The following is a 21,357-nucleotide window of genomic DNA, read 5'->3' as shown; positions in this document are numbered from 1 at the left end:
TTATTAGATAGCTGAATGTTACTGAAATGAATTTAATTAAAAACTAATTTATTGGCTAATGAAATTATCAGGGGAGTCATCATTAACGTCTCCCTCTGACAGGATGACGGTGCCTGCAATCCCGGCCTCTTTTCCTTTCAATCCTTTCCAAATCAACGCAAAATCTCTCCCTTAAACCAGCGATAATAAGGGATGCGGGCGTGAATTCAGGTTTGATGGTGTTACACGGCAATCACTCAGAAGCCCTGAGGGACGTGCTGATCACGTGGATGGCGGCGCATCCGCTTTCGCCGCTGGAAAATGAAGTGATTCTGGTGCAGAGCAATGGCATCAACCAGTGGCTGAAACTGGCGCTGGCGCGCGATGCGGATGACGGCGGCTGCGGCATTGCGGCGGCGCTGGACATCAAACTTCCGGCGCGTTTTTTCTGGCAGGTGTACCGCGCCGTGCTCGGCAAAGAGCAGGTGCCGGAATCTTCACCGTTCGACCGGCCATTGCTCACCTGGCGGCTGATCCGGCTGTTACCGCAATTGCTCACCGAACCGGTGTTTGCACCGCTGGCGCGTTTCTTAAAAGACGACGGCGACATGCGCAAACTGCATCAGCTGGCACAGCGTCTGGCCGATTTGTTCGATCAGTATCAGGTGTATCGCGCCGACTGGCTGGAGGACTGGGGCAACGGACTGGACGTTCTGCGTACCAGCCGCAAGGGCAGCGATCCTTTACCGGAAAACCTGCTGTGGCAGCCTCAACTGTGGCGTGCACTGCTGGCGGATGTTCCTGAAAATCAGCGTAATACCAGTCGCGCCGCGCTGCATCAGCGTTTTCTGCACCACGCCCAAACGCTTTCTGAACATCAGCGCCCGGCCGGTCTGCCTGCGCGCCTGGTCGTTTTCGGCATCTCTTCACTGCCACAGCAGTCTCTCGAAGTGCTGGCGGTGCTTGGCCGCTGGACGCACATTTTTATGTGCGTGCATAACCCGTGCGAGCACGACTGGAGCGATATCATCGCCGATAAAGATCTGCTGCGCGCCGAACGGATGCGTCAGCAGCGCAAGCCGGGTATGCCGCCGGTAATGAACGATGATGAGCTTCATCAGCATGCCCATCCGCTGCTGGCAGCGTGGGGCAAGCAGGGGCGCGATTATATCGGCCTGCTCAATGAATATGACAACCACGAATCCTATGCCTCGCAACTGGCGCCGGTGATCCCGCGTATTGATCTCTTTACCTCTAACGGCACCGACACGTTGCTGCACCAGTTGCAGGAAGATATTTTGCAACTGCGCCCGCTGGCTGAAACCAAAGGATACTGGCCGCCGCTGAATGCGCAGGACGACTCTCTGCGCTTCTACATTACCCACAGCGCCCAGCGCGAAGTGGAAGTGCTGCATGACCGTCTGCTGGCCGCGCTGGCGGCAGATCCGACGCTCAGACCGCGCGATATTATTGTGATGGTGCCGGACATCAACGGCTACGCGCCGCATATTCAGGCGGTGTTCGGCCTGACCGCGCGCAGCGACCCGCGCTACATTCCGTTCACCGTCGCCGATCAGGGGCCGCGCCAGAATAATTCTCTGCTCGGCGCGCTGGAGCGCCTGCTGAATTTGCCGCAGTCGCGGTTTGCCGTCAGTGATTTGCTGGATTTACTCGATGTGCCGTCGGTGCGTCAGCGCTTTGCCATCGAAGAAGAACAACTGCCGCTGTTGCACCGCTGGATACGCGCCGCCAACGTGCGCTGGGGGCTGCACGCCGAACAGCGTCAGAGCCTCGAACTGCCGTTATCGCCGGAGCAAAACAGCTGGTTCTTTGGCCTGCAACGGATGCTGCTGGGCTACGCAGTGGGCAGCGGCGAAGCCTGGGGGAATATCGAGCCGCTGGATGAAATCGGCGGGCTGGACGCGGCGCTGATCGGGCCGTTGTCGCATCTGCTGAGTTGCCTTGATGAAACCTGGCGTCAGCTGCGTGAGCCCGCCGCGCCGCAGGTCTGGGGTGAGCGTCTGCGCGCGATCCTTTCACAGTATTTTGCACAGGACGACGAGGGAGAGGACGGCTTCATTTTAGTCCGTCTGCACACCGAACTGGACACCTGGCTGGAAGCCTGTGAAAGCGTTGATTTACAGGCCGAACTGCCGCTTTCTGTGGTGCGCGATCACTGGCTGGCGCAGTTTGACCAGTCCGGCCTGACGCAGCCGTTCTTCGGCGGTGCGGTGACCTTTGCCACGCTGATGCCGATGCGCGCCATTCCGTTCCGCCACGTTTACCTGCTCGGCATGAACGACGGCGATTATCCGCGTAACCGCGTGCCGATGGATTTCGATCTGATGGGACGCGATTACCGCCCCGGTGACCGTTCACGTCGGGAAGATGACCGCTACCTGTTCCTCGAAGCGCTGCTTTCTGCCCGCGAACGCTTACACATCAGCTGGGTGGGGCGCAGCATTCATGACAACACCGAGCGCCCGCCGTCGGTGCTGGTGGCGCAACTGCGTGACCATCTGGCGGCAGGCTGGACGCTCAGCAGCGGCGACGAGGTGCTGCCTGCGCTGACCGTTGAACATCGTCTTCAGCCGTTCAACCGCGACTATTTTGTTAAAGACAGCGCACTGTTCAGTTATGCCCACGAATGGCGTGCCGGGCTGGAAGCGGAAGCCGCTGATGTTGCTGCACAACCGCTGCAACCTGTTGAACAGGAAGGGGCGCTGACGCTGCGCCAGCTGTCGGATTTTCTGTCGGATCCGGTGCGCAGCTTCTTCCGCCAGCGGCTGAATATCTATTTTGAGCAGGAAGATCCGGGCAGCGAAGATCAGGAACCCTTCGATGTGAACGCGCTGGAAAACTGGCGATTACAGGATGAACTGATCCGCGCGCAGAAATGGGCGCTGGAAGCCGGGGTTTCGCGGCAGGATGTTTTGCGGCAGCAGCTTGAACGCATCGAACGGCGCGGCGAGCTGGCACCGGGCGAATTTGCCAGAGTGCTGAGTGAAGATCTGGCGGAGCCGATGGATCAGCTGTTTGCCAGCTATCAGCAGGTGCTCGACGCGTGGCCGCAGGCTCTCGGCAATGAATCGCTGAGCGTTGATACCGGCGGCGTCAGTTTCTCCGACTGGCTGGGCGATCTGCGCGCCAGTGAGGGCGGTGAACGGGCGCGCGTGGTGCTGGAAAGTGGCGGCCTGATGACCAAAGAGCGCAGCTACCGCTTCGACAAACTGCTGCCGTACTGGATCGCTCATCTGGCCGGGCACCTCGACGGGCAGCCGATGCACAGCATTATTGTCAGCAAAAACGGCACCGCTGAACTGCCGCCGCTGGAGATTTCACAGGCCGAAGCGCTGTGGCAAACACTGGTGGAGACATGGCAGCAGGGGCAGTTACGTCCGCTGCCGCTGGCGGTGAAAACCGCCTTCGTCTGGCTGAAAAAAGACGGCAATGAACAGAGCGCGCCGGACAGCGATGCCTGGTTTGCCGCCCGTGACGCCTATGAAAATCACGATCCGGCTAACAAAAAATTCGGTGAGCGCGACAGCAACCCTTATCTGGCCCGCGCGTGGCCTGATTTTGCCACATTGTGGTCCGACGGCGAATTCGCCGTGCTTGCGGATCGCCTTCTGGCTCCGCTGAAAAATCATCTTTCTCGCAGTAAGAAAGGAGGAAAGGAATGACGGATCGCACCCTGCCATCGGCCCTCAATGTGCTGAATTTCCCGCTGACCGGCAGCCGCCTGATTGAAGCCAGCGCCGGTACCGGGAAAACCTTCACCATCGCCGCGCTGTACGTGCGGCTGGTGCTCGGGCACGGTGGCGATAACGCCTTCAGCCGCCCGCTGACGCCGCCCGACATTCTGGTGGTGACCTTCACCGATGCGGCCACCAAAGAGCTGCGGGATCGTATTCGTGAACGTCTGTCCAAAGCGGCGGTGTGCTTTCAGGAAGATCCGCATGAGCCGTCATCGGGCGACGAATTTCTCTTAACACTGCGTGCGGAATATACGCCGGAGCAATGGCCGGGCTGTGCCCGTAAATTGCAACTGGCGGCCGAATGGATGGATGAATCGGCGGTTTCCACCATCCATGGCTGGTGTAACCGGATGCTCGGCGAACACGCGTTCGACAGCGACAGCCTTTTTACGCAGACACTGGAAACCGATCAGAGCGAATTGCTGATGGACGTGGTGCGCGACTACTGGCGCAGCTTCTATTTCGCGCTGCCGGAGCCGGACATCCGCACCCTGCGCGGCTGGTGGCGCACGCCGGAAGCGTTACACCAGAGCGTGATGCCACTGCTGGACTATGCCGACGAACTGGGATCGGATGAACCGCCTGCGCAGGTGTGCGAAACGGTCAGTCAGCAGAAAGCCGACGAGCTGGCGGCGCTGAAACAGGGCTGGGCACAATGGACGCAGGAGCTGCGCACGATCCTCGAGGGCGCGGTGGCGGCGAAAGTGGTCGATGGCCGTAAAATTCAGGCGCGTTATTTCACGCCGTGGCTGGAAAAACTTTATACCTGGGCCACCACCGATGAAGTGATGCCGGATCTGAAAACCGGCTGGGAACGCCTGACGCCGGAAGGCCTGGCAGAGTGCTGGAAACAGGGCGAGCCACCTGCGCACCCGGCGCTGACCGCGATGGAAACCCTGAAAGCGCGTCTCGAGAGTTTGCCTGATGCGCGCAGCGGTTTGCTGAAACACGCCTGCCGCTGGATAGAAAACCGCTTTGACGCCGAGCAGCAAAAGCGTGCGCAGATGGGCTTCAACGATTTACTGACCCGCCTCGACGCCGCGCTGCACAGCGATAACGGTGAACGGCTGGCGGAGATCATTCGCACCCAGTTCCCGGTGGCGATGATCGACGAATTTCAGGACACTGATCCGCTGCAATACCGTATTTTCGATACCGTTTACCGGGTGGCAAAAAATGTACCGGAGCAGGGGCTGATCCTGATCGGCGATCCGAAACAGGCGATTTATGCGTTTCGCGGGGCCGATATTTACACCTATCTGCGGGCGCGCCGCGATACCGGCGGACGTCACTACACGCTGGCGACCAACTTCCGTTCCACCCGCGCCATGGTCGCGGCCGTGAACGAAGTGTTCCAGCTGGCGGAATCCCGGGCATCCGGCGAGGGCGCTTTTCTGTTCCGTCGTGGTGATGACAATCAGGTGCCGTTCCTGTCTGTGGAAGCCAAAGGACGCGCCGATACGCTGGTGATTGACGACGCCGAAGCTGCTGCCATGACGCTGTGGTATCCGGAAGATCAGGCGGAAGCGTTGCCGAAACTTCAGTACGTTCAGCTGATGTCTGACGGCTGTGCGACAGAAATTGTCCGTTTACTGCGTCTCGGGCAACAGGGCACCGCCGGTTTCGGCCACCCCGGAGAACCGCTGAAACCGGTCATGCCCGGCGATATCGCGGTGCTGGTGAATACCGGCCGTGAGGCCGCGGCGATCCGCATGGCGCTGTCCAAACGCGGCGTGCGCAGCGTCTATCTGTCAGATAAAGAATCGATTTTCCAGAGCGCGCAGGCAGGCGAATTGCAGTTCTGGCTGGCGGCCTGTGCCGCGCCGGAAAACGATCGTCTGCTGCGTGCCGCCCTGGGGACGCCTTCGCTCAATCTCAGTTGGGAAGCGCTGGATCGTCTGAATCAGGATGAAAATGAGTGGGAACGCTATGTCCGGCAGTTTCAGGAGTACCGTACCTGCTGGCGCAAACAGGGCATTTTACCGATGCTGCGCCGCCTGATGTGGGAGTTCGACGTGCCGCGCCGCCTGCTCGGGCGCGGTGATGAGCGGGCGCTGACCGATTTGCTGCATCTTTCAGAACTGCTGCAACAGGCGAGTGTGCAGCTCGACGGCGAACATGCGCTGATCCGCTATCTGGCGGAGCAGTGTCAGGATGAACATCAGGGCGGCGACGCACGTAAATTGCGTCTGGAAAGTGATGCCGAACTGGTGAAAGTGGTGACGGTGCATAAATCCAAAGGTCTGGAATATCCGCTGGTCTTCCTGCCGTTTGCCTGCGCATTCCGCGCGGTGAAAAAACAGGATTCACCGCTCAAATGGCATACGCCGGAAGGCGAACTGGAAGTGGCGTTAAGCGCCAGTGAAGACGAGCTGGCGCTGGCTGACCGTGAACGGCTGGGGGAAGATCTGCGTAAGTTTTACGTGGCGCTGACCCGCTCGCGTTACGCGCTGTGGCTGGGCATGGCACCGCTGAAAGAGTTTGAAAAGAGCGCGCCGGGTTATCTTTTTAACGGCGGCGAGGCGATCGATGCTGCCGCGTTGCCGGGCCGTTTGCAGGCGCTGGAAACCGACACTCTGCGCGCATGGCCGCTGCCGGTCCCTGACGGTGCCGTGTTTCGTGCGCAGCAGGCGCTGCCTGCGCTGGGGCCGCGCCCGCCGTTGCGGACGCAGAAAGCACCGCGCTGGTGGGTGTCGAGTTTCTCGGGTCTGCAAATCGCACCTGCCGGAACCTATATCGTCTCAGACGGGGTAACACACGAGCCGCAGGCGCAGGCCGAAAGCGCCGCACAGGACACCTATTTTGAAAATAAGATCTCCGAAAGCCTCGGGCTGGCCGATCTGCGACTGACAGACGCATTATCGCAGCCGATGACCGGCGCGGATTTGTATGCGTTTCCGCGCGGCCCGGCGCCGGGTAATTTCCTGCATGGTTTACTGGAGTGGGCGGGGGATGAAGGCTTTGCTGCGCTGGCGGCTGAACCGGAGAAAATCGCCGATCAGATTGGCCGTCGCTGTCAGAGCCGCGGCTGGGAGAAATGGATCCCCGCGCTGACCGGCTGGCTGACCGCGCTGCTGACGCAGCCTTTACCGCTGCCCGATGGTGGGGCGTTTACGCTGGCCGGTTTGCCGCCGTATCAGGTGGAGATGGAGTTCTGGTTCTCCCTGACGCAGGTACCGACCCGTCGCCTGGACAAACTGGTTCAGCACTACACGCTCGGCGGGGCAGAACGCGCGCCACTGCTGGCGGAAGATCTTAACGGCATGCTGAAGGGCTTTATCGATCTGGTGTTCGAACACGACGGGCGTTATTACGTGCTGGATTACAAATCAAACTGGCTGGGCGCTGATGCCAGCGGCTATGACCAGACGGCCATGACGCAGTCGATGCGGGATCACCGCTACGATCTGCAATTCACGCTGTACCTTTTCGCCCTGCATCGTTTGCTGAAATCACGTCTGCCGGATTACGACTACGACCGGCACATCGGCGGTGCGGTGTATGTCTTCCTGCGCGGCAGCCATGCGCCGGGCAACGGGGTCTGCGTTCAGCGGCCGGATAAAGCGTTAATGGAAGAACTCGACATGCTGTTTAGTGGCAATCAGGAGAAAAGCGCATGAAAATCAACAGCCATGAAGATATCGCGCACCTGCTGGCAAGCTGGGTGGCATGCGGCTGGCTGCGTGAGCTGGATCGTGCGCTGGTGACGTTTCTGGCGAAACAGGTGCCCGATGCGCATCCGCTGTTATTGCTGGCCACCGCGCTGACCAGCTATCAGCTCGGACGCGGCCACGTTTGTCTGGATTTACAGGCCACGCTGGCGGACAGCGCCTTTTCACTTTCCCTGCCGCCGGATGGCGATCACGCCGACGGCGCGGTGATCCGCCCCTCAGCGGTGCTGGATAATCTCACGCTCCGTCAATGGATGGATGCGCTGGTGCAGCCGCAACTGGTCGGCAACGGTGCGGGCAATACGCCGCTGGTGCTGGCCGGCCACCGGTTATATCTGCGCCGCTACTGGCAGTACGAACAGAACGTGCGCGGAGCGATTGAACAACGGCTGGCGCGCAGTCAGCCGCAGGCGTTGCCGGTGGACTCCCTGCGCACTGCGCTGGACGCGCTGTTCCCGGCGAAGCGCAATGCCGGGCACGTTAACTGGCAGAAACTGGCCTGTGCGCTGGCGGCGGGAAGTGCATTCAGCATTATCACCGGCGGCCCCGGCACCGGCAAAACCACCACCGTCGTCCGCCTTCTGGCGTTGCTGCAAACGCTGGCACTGGAAGACCGGGGCCAGCCGATGCGTATCCGGCTGGCCGCCCCGACCGGTAAAGCGGCGGCACGGCTGAATGAGTCGATTGCGGGGGCGGTTTCGAAGCTGGAACTCGGCGGGCTCGGCAACGGCGAGGCGGTGCGTGAAAGCATTAATACGGAAGTGGTGACGTTGCACCGCTTGCTGGGCAGCCGCCCGGACACGCGGCATTTCCGCCATCATCAGGGCAATCCGCTGATGCTGGACGTGCTGGTGGTGGATGAAGCCTCGATGGTCGATCTGGAAATGATGGCGGCACTGCTGGCGGCGTTGCCGGAGAGCGCACGCCTGATCCTGCTCGGTGATAAAGATCAGCTGGCGTCGGTGGAAGCGGGCGCGTTGCTCAGTGAACTCTGTCAGCGCGCCAGGGGTGGCCATTATCTGCCGCAAACCCGTGACTGGCTGCAAAGCGTGACCGGCGAGCAGATCCCCGATGCGCTGGTGGATCCGCAAGGTACGGCGATCGATCAGGCCGTGGTGATGCTGCGCCACAGCTACCGTTTTGATGCGCAAAGCGGTATCGGTCAGTTGGCGGAAGCGGTAAACGACGGGGATGTGAAAGCCCTTAAACAGGTCTGGAAGCACGGCTACGCTGACCTGGCGCAGCTGACATTGAGTGCCGACGATGATGCGGCGTTGCGCGACTGGGTGATCAACGGTGCGGCGGGGCAGTTTCCTGCGACAGAAAGCCGCGAGGGCATTTCGCCGCCAGCCGGTTATCGGCATTATCTGACGGTGGTGAATAATGAGCGACCGGCTGTGGATGAACCGCCGGAATCCTTCAACCGCTGGGCCACAAAAGTGTTGCTGGCCTACAGTCAGTTTCAGTTGTTGTGTGCTTTACGCGGCGGGCGCTGGGGCGTTGAAGGGTTGAATCTGCGCATTGCGGAATTACTGTATAAAGAGAAACTGATCCCGGCGTCGGTGGGCTGGTATCCGGGGCGTCCGGTGCTGGTGACGCGCAACGATTACGGCCAGCGGCTGATGAACGGCGACATCGGCATTACGTTGCCTTACCCGCAAACGCTGGCGGAGGGGACGACGGTATGGGGGATGCGCGTGGCATTTTTGTCCGGAGACGGTACGCAAAGTATCCGCTGGGTGATGCCTGGCCGGTTACAGGCGGTGGAAACCGTATTCGCCATGACGGTGCACAAATCGCAGGGTTCTGAATTTACCCACACCGCGTTGCTGTTGCCGGAGAATCTCAGCCCGATCCTCACGCGGGAGCTGATTTACACCGGGATCACCCGTGCGCGTCACTGGTTCAGTCTGGGGTGTGTCGGAGGTGTCAATGCGGTGCTGCCGGAAGCGGTACAGCGCAGGGTGCTGAGAGCCAGCGGATTGATCGAAACGGTGTGATCAGTATTCGTATTGCGGTGTTTTGAGGGTTTTGACCGCTGCCCGCGTTTTGGAAGCGGGCACTTTGGTCGCTTTCAGCGGGTCACCGGCAACAAACTCAAGCGTCGGGGAATAGTAAAACGGCAGCCAGCCGCCATAGCCATTCTCCCACTCCCAGCGAACCGGGCAGGGCCAGAGAATGTCTTCGTACATAATGTAATAGGTCCATCGCCCGTGAGGGCGGCGTGGTTTGGGGGTCTTCATATGGGCGTCAACTTAACTCAAAATAGTATCGCTAACAATAAAAGCTCAACCCCAAATCATGGCCGCCCAGCGGAGTAACAGCAGGCCGCCGCAAATGCACAACAGCACGACGACCATCTTCCAGTGTTTACTCATCATCCTTTTTGTGACCATCGGAGCCTCCCTGTATTGAGCCCGTGTTAACTGGTGATTTGCCGGTCAATGTAGTGGACCACGTGTTCCTTTAATTCGGGAACTGACTGGTCGGCGAGCCACTCAAAAGCCACCAGTAGTAAGGTTGTCAGGGTGAGTACAGTCAAAATTATAGCGGCTTTTTTATGGGCTTCCATCGTCTCATCGTCTTTGCATTGCCTGTTTTTTACTCTATCAGAAAGAGCTGCGTCTGAGGAACTTTCAGGCATTTGGTTCTGAAAGGGTTTAGGAAATTATACCCTTTCAGACAAAGTGAAACTTTGATCCTATCCCTTCGTGAGCGGATCCGCGCAAATGAGTGCATGCCGGCTGCCCGGTTTAAAGCCGTGTTGCCGTGCGCGCCACGCGATGCCCAGACCGGCCAGCAGCAGCAGAACCATTACCCACGGGAAAACATCAATACCGGTTGTGTTGAGCAGAATGCCACCCGATAAACCGCCACCGGCAATCGCCAGGTTCCATGACACGACCACCAGCGATTGCGCGATATCGCCCTGTTCTCCGGTGGCATCCGCGATGGCGGTTTGCAGTAACGTTGCCGCGCCACCGAACGTCAGCCCCCAGACCAGAACGCACAGCGTGACCATGAACGGGGAATGGCTGTCCAGCGCCAGCCCTACAGAAATCAGGGCGAACAGCGCCAGGCTGGTCAGCAGGGTGTGCCTGAGACGTTTATCCACCAGCATGCCGGTGATGCCAATTCCCGCCAGCGCGCCAATGCCGAACACCAGCAGGATCTGATCAGCCCGTCCGGCCAGACCGGAGAGTTTCAGGAACGGCACGATATAGGTGTAAAGCAGGTTGTGCGTCAGCATCCACAGAAGGATCACGGCCAGTATGCTGCGCACGCCGGGCATCATTATGACATGGCGCAGCGACTGCTGTTCCCCGGCAGCCTGCCCCGGATAATCCGGCACTTTACGCATCACCCACACCACCAGCAGCAGCGTGAGGGCGGACATGACCCCGAATGCCGTCCGCCAGCCGAGCAGGGTGCCCATCCACGTCCCCAGCGGTACGCCAATCGACAGCGCCACCGGTGCGCCCAGCATGGCCACCGATAGCGCTCGTCCCTGCTGGTGCACCGGCACCATACGCCGTGCATAGCCCGCCAGTAATCCCCACGCCAGACCTGCCGCGGCACCGGCCATCCAGCGGGCAAACAGCGTCAGCATGAAGTTTGTCGATATTGTCGTGATGGTGTTAAACACCAGAAAACCGAGGATCGCGGTCAGTAACGCGGTGCGGCGGTTCCAGCCGCGCGTCATCGCCGCAAGCGGGATCACCGCCATCAGAGATCCGGCGGCATAAAGCGTGATCAGCTGCCCGGCCATCGCCTGCGAAATATCAAGGCCGGCAGAAATTTGGGGCAATAAACCGGCGGGCAGGGTTTCAGTCATGATCCCGATGAAACCGGTCATCGCCATCGCCAGTAAAGCCGAAAGCGGCAGGGGGGATTTCAGTGCAGTGGAATTCATGGAGTCTCTCAGTGACGGAAAAGGTGAAATCACGATAGAGAATTCCTCAGTGCGGAAAAAGTAGGGTACATTTCCAGTGTATGCGGACTCTGTTGTCCGTAATCGGAGGTGGCAGTGGAAAGTCTGAGTAGCCTTAATGTGTTTGTGCACGTTGCTGAAACCCGAAGCTTCGTGGCCGCCGGGAGGATATTAGGGGTATCGGCGTCGGCGGTGGGTAAAAGCATCGCCCGGATGGAAACCAAGCTGAACGTCCGCCTGTTTCACCGCAGCACGCGCAGCGTCACGCTCACGGCGGAAGGTGCGCTGTTTCTTGAGCGCAGCCGCCGGATTGTCGCCGAGCTTGAAGCGGCGGAAAGTGAGTTATCTCAGTTGTCAGAAAGTCCTCGTGGCAGGCTGCGTCTGAGTTTGCCGCAGGTGAGTACGCTGTTGTTGCCGGTGCTGGGGGAATTTATGCGCCGCTATCCTGACATCGAACTGGATTTAGATTTTACCGATCGTATCGTTGATGTGGTGGAAGAAGGGTTTGATGCCGTGGTGCGTACCGGGCAGATGGCCGATTCACGGCTTTCGATGCGAAAACTCGGCACATTTCATCATCTGCTGGTCGGCGCTCCGGCCTATTTTGCCGCGCACGGCGTGCCGGGCGAACCGCAGGACTTGCTGAATCACCGTTGTCTGCATTTCCGGTTTCCCAACAGCGGAAAGCTCGAGCAGTGGCCATTCCCTGCGCATCAGGATCTGACGCTGCCGGTATCGATGGTTTGCAATAACATCGAAACGCGCCAGTGTTTTGCTTTGCAGGGGTTGGGTATTGCGTGTTTGCCGGATTTTAGCATCCGTAAGGAATTGGCATGTGGACAGCTGGTGACGGTGCTGGATCAGTACGTTAAACGCAGTGCAGACTTCTTCATTTTATGGCCATCGGGCGGCTATATGACGCCAAAGTTGCGGGTGTTAATCGATTTTCTCAGCGAACGGGTATTTCCGGAAAGCCCTGAACTGGCGCTGATGTGTCCCAACTAAGCGGGCGGAGAAGCGTGGGGGAAAATCAAAAGGCCCAAGTTTGCGTTGAGCCCTGACTGTGCATGGGGAATTAACGGCTTCCCGGCAACAGAGATTCGGTGCATTTGAAGACGTCTTCGCGGAATTTGCGTGAGGCCTCATCCAGATCGGTCTGATTGGCGACGTCTGCACGGTTGGCTTCCAGCGCCTGATTCACGGCGACGGTGAAAGCATTTTCCTGGCTGGCGTTCAGCACGTTACCCACGCTGCCGAACAGCAGACGCATGGCGGAAATTTGAACCAGAAGTTCACGGTTTACGCGTTCAAGCTGATCCACACGTTTGGCAAGAATTTCGTCACTCATAGGTGTCTCCTTAGTTAATTGCCGCACACCATAACAAAAGCGTCGCCATGAAAAAACCGCCTTTCGGCGGTCAGGGTGCACGAATGCGGGTTTAGCGTACCATTTGCTGCATCTGGCGGCTGTATTCCATCAGTTGCGCATTGAGCGGCACCAGCTGCTGCTGAATCGCGTTGTATTTATCGAGCTGTTTTTGGGTAGAAAACTGCAGGCGGTTACCGGTAATGGTGACGTTTTTGCCCTGGCTTTTGATGAAGTCGGCTTTTTCCACGATGAGATTCAGCACCTTCGGCAGTAAATCAAACACCTGTTCAGTGATTTCAGAAGGTTTCACCACGGTTTTATCGTAGGCCTGATCGTAAAGCTTTTTCAGGTCATCCGGCTGTTTCAGCGCACTGTGCTGGGTATCGGCCTGCGTTCTCAGCGTGATGATTTTTTCTTTCCAGTTCAGGCTGCTGTCGGCCATTTTCTTTAAATCATCGCGTTGCTCGACCAGCGCGTTGACGCTGTTCACGCTGTTCATTCCGGCAAATACCGGCACCAGTGAGGAGTTCAGCTCGGTATTCATCTGGTGATGGAAGCCGGTGATGATCGCGTAATCTTTGCTGTATTCACCGAACTGTTTTTTCTCTTCTTCCGTCAGTTGCGGGACGGCCAGCACCTGTTTATCCAGAATGCGCGACTGGAGGAAATCCATAAACGCTTTGCGCTGTGCGGGTTCTTTGTCGCCGCAGCCGCTGACGGCAAAAATCATCATCAGCAGCATAAAAGGCATCAGAAATGCGCGGTGAAAGTGAGAGGTTTTGGTGGCGTAATGCATGGATTCCTTGCTCCTTTTGCTCCATATTCAGAAGATTAACCTTAGCGTAAAAAGATGAAATTTTAACTAGAAAGCCGCGCTTATCTTGGTTAACGTCCCTGAGTTAACGGATAACTGCCTCTTCAGGAAATGTATGACTTTGAACGATAAGCCATTTTTAGTTCCCCGCACGCTCGGCCTGCTGGCAATAATGATCCTCGCCGGGTGTACCTCGAATAAGAAAGAAGAGGCGCCGCTGAAAAACCCGCAGGACACCAGGGCGGATATCGTTCGGCTTATGCCTTCCGGCGCCCCGGATAAGAAAGGCTGGGCAACGGACATCACGGCGGCATTTTCAGCGCAGGGCATCCCGGCAACGACCGACAATATTTGCTCCGTGCTGGCCGTGGCGCAGCAGGAATCCAATTTCAACGCGGACGCGCCGGTGCCGGGGCTCGGAAAAATTGCGTGGAAAGAAATCGACCGCCGCGCTGACGCGGTTCACGTGCCGAATTTCCTGGTGCACACCGCGTTGTTGTTGAAATCTCCTGACGGCAAGTCTTACAGCGAGCGGCTGGATAAGGTGAAAACCGAAAAACAACTCAGCGCGATTTTCGATGATTTTATCAATATGGTGCCGATGGGGCAGAAGTTGTTTGGCAATCTGAATCCGGTGCATACCGGCGGGCCGATGCAGGTCAGCATTGCGTTTGCTGAGCAAAATGCCAAAGGCTATCCGTATAAAGTCGATGGCTCCATTCGTAATGAGGTGTTCAGCCGTCGCGGCGGTGTCTATTTCGGCGTGAAGCATTTGCTGGGCTACCCGGCGAATTATTCTCAGCCGCTTTACCGTTTTGCCGATTTCAATGCGGGCTGGTACGCCAGCCGCAATGCGGCGTTCCAGAGTGCGGTCAGTAAGGCCTCGGGCATTCCGCTGGCGCTGGACGGGGATCTGATCAATTACGGCACCGATAAACCGGGCAGCACGGAGCTGGCGGTGCGCACGCTAAGCAAACGTCTGGATCTCAGCCAGTCTGCCATCCGCAAGGCGCTGGAGAAGGGGGATCAGCCTGAGTTTGAGGACACGAAGCTGTACAAGCAGGTGTTTGCGCTGGCAGATAAAACCACCGGCAAGCGTCAGCCGCGCGAAATCCTGCCGGGGATTACGCTGGAAAGTCCAAAAATTACCCGCACGCTGACCACGGCGTGGTTTGCAAAACGGGTAGACGGACGCCGCGCCGAGTGCGTCCGCCGGGCATCTGCACGCTGAAGAACGCGAAGTGAGCCTGAGGAATCGTCTTAAAACCTGTTTTAACCGGCAGGTTTTATTCTTTTATTTTCGGGCTACAGCCACCGCCCTTCGTGGCCTGCGGGTTATTTGCCGCGGAAATATAATCCGCATCAATTGAAATGCGATGAAATAAAGGCTTGCTTAATAAATCCTGCTGTGTGTAAATAGCGTCAACGGTTTGTGGTTAAGACCTATTTATGTAAGACATTTTAGTAAAGCAGTTCCTGGTTCAAGTGATATAGCAAATCCTTTCTCCGACGAATTTCCTTCTCTGATGCATCCATAAGTATTTCAAATAAAAACAGACCTATATTGCCCTATGGCATCATAAAATAAAAACGAAGAAGGTATTTCCTATGTCTAATAAAATGACTGGTTTAGTAAAATGGTTTGACGCTGGTAAAGGTTTCGGTTTCATTTCTCCTGCAGACGGCAGCAAAGACGTGTTCGTACACTTCTCTGCAATCCAGAGCAATGATTTCAAAACCCTGGACGAAGGTCAGAACGTTGAGTTCACCATCGAACAAGGCCAGAAAGGCCCTTCAGCGGGTAACGTTGTCGTTCTGTAATGTCGCCTGATATTGAAGGCAAATCACCTGCAATAGCGAAGATGGGGTAAACCCGGAGCAGACAGGAATCATTGTTTCAATATCGACATGCTGAACCACAAAAATAAACCCTGGCCAAGGCCGGGGTTTATTATTTATAAGCTTCCAGAATTATTTCGGGAGCCACAACAGAAAAGCCGGTTTTCTTTATTTATCGGATTTTGCGTTAATCAACGATAAATAAATATGTCAGTCGTTTTTTCTGTTGTGACCAGGCCATGCTCAGGCTGCGTAATGTTGGAGTGTACGATGGACGCTTACGCCATAATATGACGGCCGGGAAAGCACCGGCAAATCCCCTTTCTCCTTTGGCTGGCTCTGCGTTAGCCGCCATCATTGACGTCAGTGACATCCCTTTCGTCATGCTTCGGGCAAAAAAAAGCCCGCACGCGGCGGGCAAAATAACAGGGTTCTACAGGGGTATTACACAGGGACATCACACAACATTTGATGGATTTAAGATACCAAACGCTGTGTATGGTTTTGTCATCACCGGGTAAGGTTACTCCAGCAGATGTAAGCCTTATTTGTCTGCGTAATAACCAATGACCTGGTCGATTTTCGCATCCGCTAACGCAATTCCCTTCTGTATCAATGATTCTGAACCTATGCTGGCCAGCAGAATGACCACTGCAACAACCATTAATCCCTTGTAAGTCATGTTTTTCTCTCAGTGAGTGTGATGTTCATACGGGGTTTTGTTGCAGGCATTATGTGGCGATACCTGATGTATCACCACGTTTCCTTTCTCAGGGCAGGGGAGAAAGCGTTACAGCGCCATGTGCCCGACGCCAAAATAAGTCACCAGACCAATGATAACCAGCAACACGATGGCTGCGGCGGTGTAGAGGATGATGCGTTTGGGGCTGTAAAAAGCCATAGGTATGTCCTCATCGAAAAATAGTGTTCTGCAACGGGCGTTACAAAATCTCCATCATCAGCGCCATCACGTAGCCAATCGCTACGGAACCGCCTGCCATCATTAACCAAAAAGCTGTTGCTTTCATTTCACGCTCCTTGTGCCGGGACGGCGTGCCCCGGTCATCGATTTCAACGCCTGATTATAACAAACCTGTAAATCATAGGAATAATGACATACTTTGATTTTAAGCCGTTGATCGGAAGAAATTTAACCGGAAATTGTGAAGCTCCTCGCTAATCCTCCCAAAAGGTCATTCCCTCTTTTAAAATTGACTGTGCTTATGCACATCACTCAATTCATTGATAATATGAATTAATCCACCGCGGCTGTCTTTGCTGACGATCAAACATTGGGCGAGTGCACAATGGCAATTCATCCCGTTCGCTTTTTAATGAGTGTTGCAGTTGCTCATTATTTCAACGCTAAGGGAACCTCATGAACGGTCATGAAAATAAAGCGGTAAGAAGTGCAAACCGCAAATTCTTTGTCCGCACCATTCCGATGCTCATCCTGATGCTGATCATTAACCAGATTGATCGCACCAATGTCGGATTCATCAAACACAGTCTGGAAACGGACGTCGGCATCAGCACCGCCGCCTTCGGTTTTGGCGCGGGTTTGTTCTTTGTCGGTTACGCGCTGTTCGAAATCCCCAGCAATATGCTGATGGACAAGTACGGCGCACGCGTCTGGCTGACCCGCATTATGATCACCTGGGGCGCCGTGGTTTTTGCCATGGGCTTTGTGACGACGCCGATGCAGTTTTACGTGCTGCGCTTTTTACTGGGCGTGGCTGAAGCCGGTTTCTTCCCTGGGATCCTGTTCTATTTTCGTAAATGGGTACCGAACGTGTACCGCGGACGCGCCACGGCGCTGATCCTGACCGGATCGGCGGCGGCGTACTTGTTATCCGGCCCTGTGACCGGCGGATTGCTGGAACTGCATGATTTCATGGGATTGCCGGGCTGGCAGTGGGTGCTGTTTATTGAAGGTGCGCTGTCGGTGCTGGTCGGGATCGTGGCGGCATTCTTCCTGGTTTCCAAACCGGAAGAAGCCAAATGGCTGACCGCCGCGGAGAAAGAGGCGCTGAGCACCGCGCTGACCGAAGAGGCCAGTTCGCGTGATGTGAACACTCAGGGCCAGTCACGCTGGAAGTTGATCACTGACGGTAAAATGGCCTACCTCTGTTTTCTGTTTTTCGTGATGTGCATGACCGGTTACACGCTGGTGTTCTGGCAGCCGGAAATTATTGGCCGGATCCCGGGCCTGTCGCCGTTACAGATCGGTTTGCTCAACTCCGTGCCGTGGATTTGCGCCATTATCGCTATCAATATTCTCGGGCGTGTCAGTGACCGTTTCCGCGGCAATCGTGAAACCATTCTGGCGCTGGCGCTGATTGTTGCCGCCATCGGCACCTGTTTGTGTACCCTCGGTGGCCCGTGGTTTGGTCTGTTTGCGCTGTGCGTGGTGTGTGTCGGCACCAAATCCAGTGCGGTATTGTTCTGGCCTATCCCGCAAAGTCAGTTGCCGTCTTCCATCGTTGCGCCGGGCATAGCGTTGATCAATTCGCTGGGTAATCTGGGCGGATTCTTCGCACCGGCGGTCTTTGGTTATCTGCAACAAACTACCGGCAGCACGACGTCGGGGTTGTATATCCTCAGCGGCATTTCCGTGTTTGCCGCTATCACGCTGTTCTTCACCAAAACTCACCGCACGCCAACTCAACCTGACTATCACGCCCCGCAGGGACTGGAGCAAAAACGCCATGTCTGATACGCCAACAATTGTCGAAATGCAGGTCATCCCGGTTGCCGGTCACGACAGCATGCTGCTGAACATCGCCGGTGCCCACCATTGCTATTTCACCCGTATTCTTCTGGTGCTCAAAGACAGCGTCGGGCATACCGGTGTGGGGGAATCGCCCGCGACGGGAGTGGTGCTGAAAATCCTTAACGACGCGATCCCGCATATCGTCGGCCAGGAAATTGGCAAAATGAATCAGCTGGTCAGTGATTTGCACAAACGCGATCTTGACGAGCACACCCGGCCTGCCCCGGTTCTGCCGGGCTTCCGGCCATGGGATCTCGAGCGGCATCACAATGCCGTGGCGGTGCTGGAAACGGCGCTGCTGGATCTGATGGGGCAACATCTCGGCCAACCCGTGGCCCAGCTGCTCGGCCCCGGCAAACAGCGTGATGAAGTGCCGGTGCTGGGGTATCTGTTTTATATCGCCGATCGGCAGAAAACAGATTTAGCCTATCTGGAAGGGAAAGCGCAGGCGGGGCAACACCCGTGGTATCACCTGCGGCATCAGGAAGCCATGACGCACGAGAAAGTTGTGCAACTGGCTGAGGCCGCGCAGGACAAATACGGTTTCAGGGATTTCAAACTCAAAGGCGGCGTTCAGGCGGGAGAAATCGAAATCGACACGGTCAGGGCGCTGAAACAGCGCTTCCCGCAGGCGCGGATAACCGTTGACCCGAACGCCTCGTGGTCGCTGGATCAGGCGATTTCGCTGTGCAAAGGCATGCACGGAATTTTGTCTTACGTTGAAGATCCGTGCGGCGCGGAGCAGGGTTTTTCCGGGCGGGAAACGCTGGCGGAATTCAGGCGCGCTACCGGTTTGCCGGTCGCCACCAATATGATTGCCAATGACTGGCGGCAGATGAGCCATGCGCTGCAACTGAACGCGATAGATATCCCGCTGGCCGATCCCCATTACTGGTCGATGCGCGGGGCAAATACCATCGGGACGTTATGCAATGCGTGGGGACTGACGCTCGGTTGTCACTCGAATAATCATTTCGACGTATCGCTGGCGATGCTGGCGCATCTCGGTGCGGCAGCGCCGGGGGAGATTACGCCGTTTGATACGCACTGGATCTGGCAGGAAGGACAGCATCTGACTAAAAATCCGCTGCAAATCAAAGACGGAAAACTGGCGCTGAACGATCTGCCGGGGCTGGGTGTGGAGCTGGATATGGATGCCGTCGGCATTGCCCATCAGCGCTACAATAACCTGACGCAAAAAGACCGCGATGATGCGATCGCCATGCAATATCTGATACAGGGATGGAAGTTCGACGGCAAGCGCGCCACGCTGGTGCGCTGATTTTTCTGCCTTAATTCAGGTAGTCGCCTGCGGAGGTCAGTTTGCTGTGGGCGCTGGCATCAAGAGATGTTGCGGGCTGGGTGCTGCTTTCGCTGGCTTTGCGGCTCAGTTCGGCGGCAACTTCCTGCGCGCTGGAAGGGTAAGCGACGGCAAAGCTATTAAATGCGGTGAGGCTGAGCATCAGGCTGAAAAGAGCGAGGGTAGTGCGTTTCATTTACGGGTGTCCGGTGTATTCACATTTGGTCATAAGATTTGTGTGAGTCAGTCACTGAACGGATATGCTTTACTCATAAGAAACGGGAGCGAATTACGCTCCCGTTCATCATTTATTCTGCGCTCAAGTGCTGCCTTACACGTGCTGGAGCGTATTATGACCTGCTTCTGATTTATTCGGTAAGCGAATCGTGGCAGAAAGAACCAATGATACGATCAATAATGCGGTGATGATGCTGAAGGTCACCGCGAAGCCGCCGAACAGGGAAGCCACCAGCGAAGCGAAGATGCTGCCGATACCAAAGCCCAGATAAAGCAGACCGTAATTTTTGGTCATGTTGTTCAGCCCGAAGAAGTCGCTGACCAGTGACGGATACACGGTGATGGTACCGCCGAAGCTGAAGGCCACGCAGGCCACAGAGATAAAGAACATGGTTTCGTTCATGTGGGTGAACAGCATCATGCTCATACCGGCCAGAGATACGACCTGTGCGATGGAGATAACGCGGATACGCTGCATTTTGTCAGACAGCACACCCAGCACCAGACGGCCACTCAGGTTGGCAATCGCAATCACGGTGACGGCATTCGCGGCAGTCAGCGCATCCAGTTTTACCAGGCTCTGCCCGATATCTTTCGCTACGCCAATCACATACAAACCACTCATGCAGGCCGTCAGGAACATCAGCGCCAGCATCCAGTATTGCGGTGCGCGAACGGCTTCTGCCAGCGTAAATTCACGGCTGTCCTTGCTGTTATCGTTAAGCGAGTTTTCTTCGCGGGTCACGTCGGCTGTTTCTTGTTTCGGCGCATCTTTCATCATCAGCGCACCGGAAATCACCATCACCATCGCAACGCCACCCCAGATCATAAAGGTGTTTTGCAGACCTTCCGTCGCCAGCAGGTGGCCGCAGACAAATTTGAACAGCAGGCTGCCCAGACCGTAGGCGCCGATAGCGCAGGCGGAAATCATCCCCTTACGCTCAGGGAACCATTTCACGCAGTTAGACAGCGTCAGCAAATAACCCGCACCATCCGCCAGACCGACCAGCACACCGGCGCTGATGTACAACATGATCACGTTATCGGAATGAGCAGTCAGGAAGAACCCGGCTGCCATCAGCACGCCTGCGGCGATGGTGACGTTACGCACACCGAAACGCTCCTGAAGTTTGCCGGCCACGGAAGAGGAGAGCGCCAGACACAGGCTGAGGATCCCGAAGGTCAGCGCGATGCGGCTGACCGGTTCGCCCAGTTTTTCAGAAAGCTGACCGTTGAACAGGCTCCAGGTATACACAGAACCCAGCGCAAGTTGAGTCAGAATGGTACCGGCCAGAGTCAGCCAGCGGGTACGGTTGTAGTTCGGCATGCCAGATTTGTCACTCATAATGGGTTCTCCCGAGCGAAGTAGATTCAATTAACTGTGGCTATGATAATCCTCGCGTATATATGCGGTTCATTTGCGGCGTGAGATGCATGAGTTGCGGAATGAAATGCATTGCTGGCGGTATGAGTCGCCATTTTCGGGCCAAAAACGCCTCAAAATTGGACTTAAAACGCCTCTGCAGCCCTTGCGGGGCGCGGGTTTTAGTTGATCTGGATCACTAATCCGGCGATTAGTTTTTTCATGAACGATGCCACATTTTGTCCCGAAGGCTTTTTTGTGACGTGGGAGCGATCAGCATGATTACGGAAGGTTCTTTTCTGCGCAAAACGGGCGGCCGCATT

At 56.5% G+C, this 21,357-nt stretch carries 16 protein-coding genes; 8 read left to right on the top strand and 8 right to left on the bottom strand.

Annotated elements, in window-relative coordinates:
* Positions 1–215: 215 nt before the first annotated feature.
* Genes recC through recD form a run of 3 tightly spaced genes read left to right on the top strand, consistent with a single transcriptional unit; the run spans position 216 to position 9,408 of the window.
* The gene (recC, locus tag ABSH60_RS04670) at positions 216–3,662 is read left to right on the top strand and encodes an exodeoxyribonuclease V subunit gamma (RefSeq protein WP_390975684.1); all 3,447 of its coding nucleotides are present in this window, start codon (positions 216–218) and stop codon (positions 3,660–3,662) included.
* Complete coding sequence (recB, locus tag ABSH60_RS04665) at positions 3,659–7,357, top strand: exodeoxyribonuclease V subunit beta (protein WP_390972917.1); 3,699 nt, start codon at positions 3,659–3,661, stop codon at positions 7,355–7,357. The genes recC and recB overlap by 4 nt, the downstream gene beginning before the upstream one ends.
* Complete coding sequence (recD, locus tag ABSH60_RS04660) at positions 7,354–9,408, top strand: exodeoxyribonuclease V subunit alpha (RefSeq protein ID WP_390972915.1); 2,055 nt, start codon at positions 7,354–7,356, stop codon at positions 9,406–9,408. The genes recB and recD overlap by 4 nt, the downstream gene beginning before the upstream one ends.
* Here recD and ABSH60_RS04655 read toward each other — a convergent pair whose 3' ends face one another.
* From ABSH60_RS04655 to ABSH60_RS04645, 3 genes are all read right to left on the bottom strand, one after another.
* Complete coding sequence (locus ABSH60_RS04655) at positions 9,409–9,651, bottom strand: hypothetical protein (RefSeq protein WP_136375097.1); 243 nt, start codon at positions 9,649–9,651, stop codon at positions 9,409–9,411.
* Between the two features lie 45 nt (positions 9,652–9,696).
* On the bottom strand, positions 9,697–9,804 hold the full coding sequence (gene yniD, locus ABSH60_RS04650) for a small membrane protein YniD (protein ID WP_112164783.1): 108 nt from the start codon (positions 9,802–9,804) through the stop codon (positions 9,697–9,699).
* A gap of 305 nt (positions 9,805–10,109) precedes the next feature.
* On the bottom strand, positions 10,110–11,321 hold the full coding sequence (locus ABSH60_RS04645) for an MFS transporter (RefSeq protein WP_122097398.1): 1,212 nt from the start codon (positions 11,319–11,321) through the stop codon (positions 10,110–10,112).
* 114 nt (positions 11,322–11,435) lie between these two features.
* On the opposite strand from ABSH60_RS04645, the gene ABSH60_RS04640 reads away from it, so the two are divergent.
* Positions 11,436–12,344 (top strand): LysR substrate-binding domain-containing protein, encoded by a 909-nt coding sequence (locus tag ABSH60_RS04640; protein ID WP_390972912.1) that lies wholly within the window; start codon positions 11,436–11,438, stop codon positions 12,342–12,344.
* 70 nt (positions 12,345–12,414) lie between these two features.
* Here ABSH60_RS04640 and ABSH60_RS04635 read toward each other — a convergent pair whose 3' ends face one another.
* Together ABSH60_RS04635 and ABSH60_RS04630 are read right to left on the bottom strand one after the other, a co-directional pair.
* The gene (locus ABSH60_RS04635) at positions 12,415–12,687 is read right to left on the bottom strand and encodes a hypothetical protein (protein WP_056781372.1); all 273 of its coding nucleotides are present in this window, start codon (positions 12,685–12,687) and stop codon (positions 12,415–12,417) included.
* A gap of 91 nt (positions 12,688–12,778) precedes the next feature.
* Entirely contained in the window at positions 12,779–13,504 is a 726-nt protein-coding gene (locus ABSH60_RS04630) for a DUF3053 family protein (RefSeq protein ID WP_390972910.1), read from the bottom strand.
* Between the two features lie 133 nt (positions 13,505–13,637).
* On the opposite strand from ABSH60_RS04630, the gene ABSH60_RS04625 reads away from it, so the two are divergent.
* The gene (locus ABSH60_RS04625; protein ID WP_136375094.1) at positions 13,638–14,753 is read left to right on the top strand and encodes a DUF1615 domain-containing protein; all 1,116 of its coding nucleotides are present in this window, start codon (positions 13,638–13,640) and stop codon (positions 14,751–14,753) included.
* 377 nt (positions 14,754–15,130) lie between these two features.
* Positions 15,131–15,343, top strand: coding sequence for an RNA chaperone/antiterminator CspA (gene cspA, locus ABSH60_RS04620; RefSeq protein WP_056781364.1), 213 nt, complete (start codon positions 15,131–15,133; stop codon positions 15,341–15,343).
* Between the two features lie 562 nt (positions 15,344–15,905).
* Here the strand turns inward: cspA and ABSH60_RS04615 are convergent.
* Positions 15,906–16,043 carry a hypothetical protein gene (locus tag ABSH60_RS04615; RefSeq protein ID WP_162997923.1) on the bottom strand — a complete coding sequence of 46 codons (138 nt, stop codon included), beginning with the start codon at positions 16,041–16,043 and terminating at the stop codon, positions 15,906–15,908.
* Positions 16,044–16,739: 696 nt separating this feature from the next.
* On the opposite strand from ABSH60_RS04615, the gene ABSH60_RS04610 reads away from it, so the two are divergent.
* Together ABSH60_RS04610 and ABSH60_RS04605 are read left to right on the top strand one after the other, a co-directional pair.
* Positions 16,740–18,077 carry an MFS transporter gene (locus ABSH60_RS04610; protein ID WP_136375093.1) on the top strand — a complete coding sequence of 446 codons (1,338 nt, stop codon included), beginning with the start codon at positions 16,740–16,742 and terminating at the stop codon, positions 18,075–18,077.
* The gene (locus ABSH60_RS04605; RefSeq protein WP_390972907.1) at positions 18,070–19,416 is read left to right on the top strand and encodes an enolase C-terminal domain-like protein; all 1,347 of its coding nucleotides are present in this window, start codon (positions 18,070–18,072) and stop codon (positions 19,414–19,416) included. Before ABSH60_RS04610 ends, ABSH60_RS04605 begins: the two co-directional genes overlap by 8 nt.
* Before the next feature lie 10 nt (positions 19,417–19,426).
* On the opposite strand, the gene ABSH60_RS04600 is transcribed toward ABSH60_RS04605, so the two are convergent.
* Both ABSH60_RS04600 and ABSH60_RS04595 read right to left on the bottom strand, forming a co-directional pair.
* Positions 19,427–19,630, bottom strand: a complete 204-nt coding sequence (locus ABSH60_RS04600; protein ID WP_390972905.1) for a hypothetical protein — start codon at positions 19,628–19,630, stop codon at positions 19,427–19,429.
* Positions 19,631–19,765: 135 nt separating this feature from the next.
* Positions 19,766–21,016 carry an OFA family MFS transporter gene (locus tag ABSH60_RS04595; protein ID WP_056781348.1) on the bottom strand — a complete coding sequence of 417 codons (1,251 nt, stop codon included), beginning with the start codon at positions 21,014–21,016 and terminating at the stop codon, positions 19,766–19,768.
* Positions 21,017–21,357: the final 341 nt, after the last annotated feature.

Source organism: Rahnella sp. R3(2024) (assembly GCF_042920125.1).
In the GTDB taxonomy this organism is placed as follows: domain Bacteria; phylum Pseudomonadota; class Gammaproteobacteria; order Enterobacterales; family Enterobacteriaceae; genus Rahnella; species Rahnella rivi.
Note: the sequence above shows the minus strand (reverse complement) of the source record. Positions and strands in the feature narration are given on the sequence as shown.